This window comes from Microcystis sp. Msp_OC_L_20101000_S702 (genome assembly GCF_007095705.1).
In the GTDB taxonomy this organism is placed as follows: Bacteria; Cyanobacteriota; Cyanobacteriia; order Cyanobacteriales; family Microcystaceae; genus Microcystis; species Microcystis ichthyoblabe_A.
This window is the reverse complement of the sequence record NZ_SFBO01000131.1, coordinates 1-7,990: the sequence shown is the minus strand read 5'-3', so window position 1 is coordinate 7,990 and position 7,990 is coordinate 1. Positions and strand designations below refer to the sequence as shown.

The following is a 7,990-nucleotide window of genomic DNA, read 5'->3' as shown; positions in this document are numbered from 1 at the left end:
TCTCGCTCGCGCCACCACCATTCTAAACACTGAATTAATAAAATAATTTGTTGTAGATGTAGGTTACTTTCCAAGGGTGGTTCATCACTCCAAAATTCGCCTTCTGGGAAGATTATCTCGGGGTTTACATGAGACTCCACTAGGGGTAAGCTTTGAGCGATAGTCATGGTTTGTCCAACAGAGATAAGTAGGGAGGCACAATTATTTGTAGGATGGGTTAGCGGTAGCGTAACCCATGCAGGCGTTGGGTTTCATGCTTCAACCCAACCTACGTTCATCTTATATTTAATTCCACCCACCCACTTAGGTTGATATTTAATTATAAATTACAGCCTTCTCTCATCAAGATAAAGTACAAGTGTATTGGATATTATCCCTAGACTACCCCGAAAACCAGAGACTTTTGACCTCACTTAACCCGCACCGCTGCCCAATAAAAATAAACTTAACAGGGTGCCACCATTCCAGAGACTATGAACCAACATCGAGGATAATAAATTTTTCGAGCGGGTGTAAACAAAGCCAAGAACACAACCTAGGACGGTTAAAGGCAGCACTTCTGACAAATTTTGGTGAGCAAGGGCGAAAATCAAACTACTAAGAGCAATCGCACCCCAAACAGGCAGATAACGAGTCAAAGAAGCTAGTAAAAAACCGCGAAAGACAATTTCCTCGAAAAAAGGAGCGGCAAGGGAAGCGGTAAAGCCAAAACAGATTAAAGCGAAGGTATTCTGGGATTCTAGGGCTAAAGTCAGCAGCGGGTTACTGCCTCCTTGTCCTTGCCAAATTAGTTGATTGAGCAAAGAAACGATAATAACCAGGGGTAAAGCGACAAAATAGCCGGCTAACCCCCAGAGAAGCCAAGGACTAAAGAGTTTAAAACGAAACCAATCGGGAGGTAAAGGGCGAAAAGGCTTGATCGCTAGGTATAAAACCGATAAACTGCTCAATGTTAAGGCTAAATAACTAACTACAACGTATATTGCTTTAGCTTCTAGGTTAAATTGTTCGGGATTGAGACTCAAGAAACTCGATAAAATCCCGAAAATTACCGGTAAAACAATTTGTCCGACGAAAAAGAAACCGATAATTATTCCCCACCAGAGGGTTTCTCCTCCCCACTTAGTTTGCCAAGCGAGACTATCATCTAGAAAGAGCAGCGCTCGCCGTTTGCGGAGCAGCCACTGCACTAATAAAAATATCAACAGCACAAAACCGATTAAACCGCCGATAAGAGGCAACAAAGCCACTAAAATTAGTTTAATTAACGCATTAGCCGCCACTTCACTCTGTTCTTCCTCTAAAGCGAGTAAATCCTCTTGACGATTTTCGAGACTATATAATTTTTCCAGAATGATATAACGAAACCATCCTTGAAAATTGCGCTCGATTCTCGCTTCAGCATCGGCAGCAATTTGGGGGGGTTCACTGTACAATCCCTCTAACAGCAGCGCATTTTTTAAAACAGCAGGTTTATAGTTCTCAAATGCTGATTTTTCCTTGATCTCTTGCCAGATTTTCCGTGCCGAATCCAAGTCACCTTGACTAGCTTGAATGAGACTTAATTTCAGTTCTAAATCTTTTAAGGAATTGATTTCGCGCTCAAGAGATTTTTTTTGTTCGGGATTAACTGCTGATTTTTTTAGTTCGGTGATTGTTTTTTTGGCACTTTTCTGGGCTGATAAATACTGTTCCTCGGCAGTGGTATAAGGAGCTTCACCGATCAGGGAAGTTTGCATTAATTTAAGATTAGCAAATTCCTCGCTATTAGGGTCAGCATCGCTGCTGAGAGTCGTGACTTGTAGGTTGAGATTGGTTTGATATAGTTGAATATTCGATTGGATTTGGGGCTGATTAACACTAGAAATTAAAGCTGTAACCACTGGAGTTAAAGCAATAATTGTTAAGACAAAAGCGATCGCTTGTTTGAGACTTTGCCAGGGGAGTTTTTTTGAGAAATTATCAAACATGAAAATAGTTAAGTGGGAGTTAGAGGTTAGCTGATGGGGTTTTAGGGTTTTAGGGTTTTAGTTGAAATTCCCCTATTCCCTATAGGTAGGTATTAAAAATTGTCAGATACCCCCCTTATCAAGGGGGGATTAAGGGGGGAGCTATCTTCAATTTAATTATAACTACTTACCCTAATTATTAACTAATTACTTGAGAAAAAAGCTTTTCGTATTGATCCAAAGTCTTTTCAAAGGCATAATTTTCTTCCGCGTATTGTCGTCCTTTTTCTCCTAGTATAGTTGCTAAATCTGGGTTTTTGTATAGCTTTAAAATAGCTGTAGCTAATGCCTCCGGATCTTCAGGATTAATCACCAAACCACCACCACTGCGCTCGATCGCCCTAGCAGCAGTTCCAGCGGCGGGAACAGAAGCAATAATAGCACGGCCACTAGCTAATAATACCTGAATTTTGGACGGCATATTAAAGGAAATCACGTTATGTTTTTGCATCACCATACCCACATCAGCGGCGGCTAACATTTCTGGTAATTTTTCCCGGGGTTGAAAGGGTAATAAAAGCACATTACTGGCCCCCTGTTGTTGGCGATACTTTTCTAGGCGATCAAGGGCCTCTTTTTTACCAACAATTACCACTTGAATCTCAGGAATATTAACTAAGTGAACTGCGGCATCGATTAAAGTTTCCAAGGGTTGAGTTAGGGCAATATTGCCAGAATATAAAACAATAAACTTGCCCTCAAGATGATTTTCTTGGCGGAAATAATTATTGTTTTTCGGCAGAGGTTTAATAAAGCTCACATCCACCCAATTAGGAATTTCAATAATTTTCTGACTCGGCACATTTTTAGTGAGGAGATTTTTGGTAAAACCATCGGCAATAACTGAGATTTTGCTGGCAGTTTTGTAGGCAAATTTTTCGAGACTACTAAAAACCTTAATCATTTTCTGATTAGTTAATAATCCCACATGAACTGCCGCATCGGGCAGAATATCCTGTAAATTTAGAATAATCGGCGCCCCATATAATTTACTCAATAAAGCTGCGGGAACGCAAACGGGTAATCCGGGGACAGTTAAGAAAATTAGATCGGGTTTTTCACCTTTGAGAGCCTGAAAGAAACTCAAAAAAACAAAGCTCAATTCAAAGAAAATTCGATTTTTTAAACTTCTTTCGGGGCGCGCCCAAACGTAGGAACGTTGAATTTTAACACCATTTCGTTCTTCTTCCAGATAGATTTTTCCTCGGTATTCGGGATCGATTTCACTATTAGGATACCAAGGAAAGGCGGTTAAAACCCTAACTTGATGACCTCTTTTAACCAATCCCTCCGCCAATTCTGTCATTAGGGGAGCAATGCCGATCGGTTCAGGATAATAGTTATAAGAATAGAGCAAAATTCGCATAGGGATGGCAATTTGGTTAGGCGATTCAGTTTCATGATTTTATCAATAGTTACTGGTTTTTTGACAAATCAGATGCGCCTTTGTTAGGGATTACCCTAGAAAGAGGTGAGCATTCGGTCAGAGAGGCGGAAAAAAGGGGCAATTGGCTAATAAATTAATCCTCAAAACCCCCTTACCCCTGCCTCAATACTGACCCTTATTTTTCCCTTACCCGGTGGCCGATATCGCGACGATAATAGATGCCCTGAAAGTGTATCCTGTTCACCGATTGATAGGCAAGTTCGATCGCCTGATTAAAATTGGCTCCCATCGCCGTGACACCCAAAACCCGGCCGCCATCGGTAAAGATATCGCCGTGTTTTAAAACCGTGCCGGCGTGGAAAACGATCGCTCCCTCGGTTTCAGCTGCCTTAATTCCCGTGATTAACTGGCCTTTTTCGTAGTGGTCGGGATAACCGGCAGAGGCAGCCACCACACAAACGGCACTACCAGATCGCCATTGTAAAGAGGGGAAATCAGTTAATTTTTGTTGAGCGCAAGCCAGCAGCAGCGGTGCCAGGGCAGTTTCCAGTAGGGGTAAAACCGCTTGAGTTTCGGGATCGCCAAAACGACAGTTAAATTCGAGAACTTTTGGCTCTCCGGCGGGGGAAATCATTAAACCCGCGTAGAGGACTCCCCGATAGTCAATGCCGCGTTTTTGCAGGGTGGCGACGATGGGGGCGAGGATGTCTCGGTCCACCGCTTCGATAATGGCGGCGGTGGCTATGGGTGCGGGGGCATAAACTCCCATACCGCCGGTATTTTTGCCGGTATCGCCTTCACCGATGCGCTTGTGATCTTGGGCGGGTAGCAGGGAACGAAAACTGATCCCATCGGTGAGGGTGAGGATAGACACTTCTTCCCCTTCTAGGAATTCTTCCACCACGACTTTAGTAAAGCCACTGGTAAAAAGATCATCGATCGCTTCTAGGGCCATATCTACGGTTTCGGCGACAATTACCCCTTTTCCTGCGGCTAATCCGTCGGCTTTCACCACAATTGGCGCTCCTTGCTCTCGGATATAAGTTTTTGCTAATTCTGCATCGGTAAAGGTTTCGGAAGTGGCGGTGATAACTCCGGCTTCGCTCATTAATTCTTTGGCCCAGGATTTGCTCGATTCAATTAAGGCCCCGGTTTGTGTGGGGCCAAAAACCGTTATTTCTTGGGACAGAAGATAATCGGTAATGCCGAGGGAGAGGGGATATTCTGGACCGACAACCACCAGATCGACGCTATTTTCCCGGGCAAAACGACTAATTTCGGCAAAATCCTCCATTGCTAGGGGGATATTTTCACATTGAGGTAAAATTGCCGTTCCCCCATTACCTGGAATACAGAACACTTGTTCTACTTGAGGCGATTGTAGGAGTTTCCAAGCTAGAGCGTGTTCTCGACCACCACTGCCGATAACGATAATTTTCACGGATAGACGCAGCCTAAATGACGATGGTTTAATTATCCCCTAGCTCTGGGGTGCCATTGGCTAGAAGTTGAGATTACTTAACTTTTTAATCCTCGCTCCCCACCTGTTGAGCAATAACCCTAGTCCTACGGAGGTGATCAGATAACTGCTGTAAAGGAGTCAATTGTGATTAGATAGTAGATGCTCCCTTCTTAGGCTGTCCCTATTTTGGGTCATTCTACTGCATCGAGTTGGCTCTCTCGGACATGGGGTCAAAAATATTCACAATATTAGATTATGGGCGCAAGCGTTGCGTCCCTACATTGCACACGGTGCGATTGAGAGAGCCAAGAAGAATCGATTTTATCTGATCTAAGTCCCCGTTAACCCTCAATCTATCTTTCAGATTATTCGGAATTTACTCTAATTATTTTTACTGTCTATGCCCTGTCATTTATCCCTGAATCAACTAGCTCAATTATTGTCCTTACAAGATAAAGCTGACATAAGTTTTAGTCGCGATAGTTTAGTATCTGGCATTAATACCGATAGCCGCAGTATTGAGTCAGGACAAGCATTTTTAGCCTTAAAAGGTGATAATTTTAATGGTCATGATTTTATCGATATGGCTATCGCAAGAGGAGCAGCGGCCTTGATTGTTGATCAGCCAGTGTCGGTAAATCCTTCTAAAAATATTCCCGTATTCCTAGTTAAGAATACCCTAGAAACCTACCAGCAATTAGGCCACTGGTGGCGGAATCAATTTACTATACCCGTGATTGCTATTACGGGATCGGTGGGGAAAACCACCACTAAAGAATTAATCGCTTCCGTATTAGCAACCCGGGGAAAGGTACACAAAACCCTGGCTAATTATAACAATGAGATCGGAGTGCCGAAAACTCTCCTCGAACTGGATGAAACTCACGATAGTGCCGTAATCGAGATGGGAATGCGGGGACGGGGAGAAATTGCCCTGCTTGCTCAAATCGCCCAACCGACCATCGCAGTGATTACTAATGTGGGAACCGCTCACATCGGTCGTTTAGGGTCGGAATCGGCGATCGCAGAGGCCAAATGCGAGTTATTGGCCGAGTCTCCTTCTGGTAGTATAGCTGTTCTTAACTACGATCACCCTTTACTTACGGAAACAGCTAAACGGGTATGGCAGGGGGAAAAAATTACCTATGGCTTCTCTGGCGGCGATATAGTCGGGGAATTACTGGATTTAACTACTTTACGAGTCAATGGACTAGATTTTAACTTACCTTTATCTGGTCGTCATCACGCTTTAAATTTTATGGCAGCCTTGGCTGTAGCGAAAATTTTAGGCATCGATTGGACTTCTTTGCAAGAGGGAATTAAAGTTAATTTACCCAGTGGTCGGGCCAAACGTTACCAATTAGCAACCGATATCCTACTCCTCGATGAAACCTATAACGCTGGTCTAGAATCAATGTTAGCGGCCTTGGATTTACTAAAAGCTACCCCCGGTCAGCGTCATCTTGCTGTTTTAGGCACGATGAAGGAGTTAGGGTCTTTTTCGGAGCAATTACATCGCCAAGTCGGTGAGAGGGTGCAAAAACTAGGCATAGATCGCTTGTTTGTCTTGGTGGACGACCCCGAAGCTAAGTTTATTGCTGAGTCCGCTACTGGGGTCGCTTGCGAATGTTTTCAAACTCACGCAGATTTAATTAATCGTTTAAAGGAAGTGATTGATTCAGGCGATCGCATTTTATGCAAGGCTTCCCATTCCGTCGGTTTAAATCGGGTGGTGGAGGAGTTAATCAGTGATATTGGGAGTTAGGGAAGAGATGTTAGAGAATAGAGCATTTTTTAGCAAGAATAGCCGATTAAAAACAGTTTTTTCGGGTATTTTAACGCTAATTTTCTTTTTTTCGGCAGTGCAAGTCTCTTTTGCTCAAGAATCGAGACGACTGGAGACTTATCTCCCAGATCTCAGTGGTTTAGCTTGGGTGGAAGCAGATATTTTTCTAGGGGTTCACGATGCCAAAAATAAGGGCAAAAAAAGTGATCCATCTCAAGCAAGACTCAGTCTTTTACAGCTACCTACGCAGGAAAAACCGCTATTATGGCAGGTTTTAAGGGTAGATTGGCCAAATCCAGAGGGATTGAGTAACGATCTCGAAAGTATTACTCATATCCCAGAAACTGATTTATTTTTGTTGGCTGAAAGTGGCGAGAAAAAACCTTTTCAAAGACTATTTTTATTAGCATACAGCCAGCAAAAAGTCAAGATAGTTGAGCAAATAAATTGGCCGATCGCGGTGGAAAATGTAGAGGCGATCGCTGTTAGTCGGCAAGGTGATCGTTATCTATTTATCTACGCAGAACGGGCCGATAGTCAAGAGAGTACAAAGATTCGCTGGACGGATATCTCCTTCAATCCCTTAAAATTCGGGGAATTTCAGTCGGTAACTTTTCGGAGTCCTTTTGGTAGCGGTAAAAATATTCGCCCCATCTCCGATTTAGCCGTAGATAAGCAAGGTAATATCTACATAGCTTCCGCTTACGATCCAGATAGTGCGGGAGTGTTTAGAAGTGCTGTTTACCGTATCGGTCAAGTTACAGCCGATAATAGCCTAATTCTTGCCCCTAATCCCCAAAAAATTGCAGAAATCGACGGCTCGAAAGTGGAAGCGGTGACCACCAGAGAATCTCCTAGAGGTGAAGTAGAAGTCTTTATCGGTACGGATGACGAGAATTATGGCGGTTTTCTGCGACCTTTGCTCTTAAATAATTAGGGTTTGCTGTACTGAATTTAAACTGCCTATGAGAATTTTTAGTACAAATGCTCGAACTTTCTCTCCTTGCTCCCTTCTCTCCCATAATTACTCGCAGCTAGAAATCCGCTAGACCGCAGCATAATTTGTGCTTTTTGTCAAAAAAACTTTTTTTTTGCAATAAAACTACACAAAAAAAAGATCATCGTTATGGGTGAAATTGACTCATTTACCTGTCTTAATTAGGATCACCTTCTAGGTGTGGCAAGGGTTTCAACCGTTGCTGCCCAAAAAAGCACAGAAAAACCCATTAAGTAGTCATGCAAAATTAATTACCCAAATAAAAAATTAAGAAGTATAATACATAAAAAAACGAAGCAGCAGGAAAATACAATGAGATTGATTAGAGACCTAAACCCCGAGAGCCAGA

5 protein-coding genes and 1 pseudogene are annotated in these 7,990 nt (G+C 42.9%); 2 read left to right on the top strand and 4 right to left on the bottom strand.

What is annotated here, in order from left to right; genetic code table 11:
• From EWV60_RS13890 to purD, 4 genes and pseudogenes are all read right to left on the bottom strand, one after another.
• Positions 1-167 (bottom strand): annotated as a pseudogene (locus EWV60_RS13890) (Uma2 family endonuclease); the annotation flags it as partial.
• 246 nt (positions 168-413) lie between these two features.
• Positions 414-1,970 carry a CPBP family intramembrane glutamic endopeptidase gene (locus EWV60_RS13885; protein ID WP_287232844.1) on the bottom strand — a complete coding sequence of 519 codons (1,557 nt, stop codon included), beginning with the start codon at positions 1,968-1,970 and terminating at the stop codon, positions 414-416.
• Positions 1,971-2,148: 178 nt separating this feature from the next.
• Positions 2,149-3,375 (bottom strand): glycosyltransferase family 4 protein, encoded by a 1,227-nt coding sequence (locus EWV60_RS13880; protein ID WP_287232843.1) that lies wholly within the window; start codon positions 3,373-3,375, stop codon positions 2,149-2,151.
• A 196-nt stretch (positions 3,376-3,571) separates the two neighbouring features.
• Positions 3,572-4,837, bottom strand: coding sequence for a phosphoribosylamine--glycine ligase (gene purD / locus EWV60_RS13875; RefSeq protein WP_130757272.1), 1,266 nt, complete (start codon positions 4,835-4,837; stop codon positions 3,572-3,574).
• A gap of 421 nt (positions 4,838-5,258) precedes the next feature.
• Between purD and EWV60_RS13870 the strand changes: the two genes are divergently transcribed.
• Both EWV60_RS13870 and EWV60_RS13865 read left to right on the top strand, forming a co-directional pair.
• Entirely contained in the window at positions 5,259-6,623 is a 1,365-nt protein-coding gene (locus EWV60_RS13870; RefSeq protein WP_287232842.1) for a UDP-N-acetylmuramoyl-tripeptide--D-alanyl-D-alanine ligase, read from the top strand.
• 7 nt (positions 6,624-6,630) lie between these two features.
• Positions 6,631-7,581 (top strand): hypothetical protein, encoded by a 951-nt coding sequence (locus tag EWV60_RS13865; RefSeq protein WP_287232841.1) that lies wholly within the window; start codon positions 6,631-6,633, stop codon positions 7,579-7,581.
• Positions 7,582-7,990 lie beyond the last annotated feature (409 nt).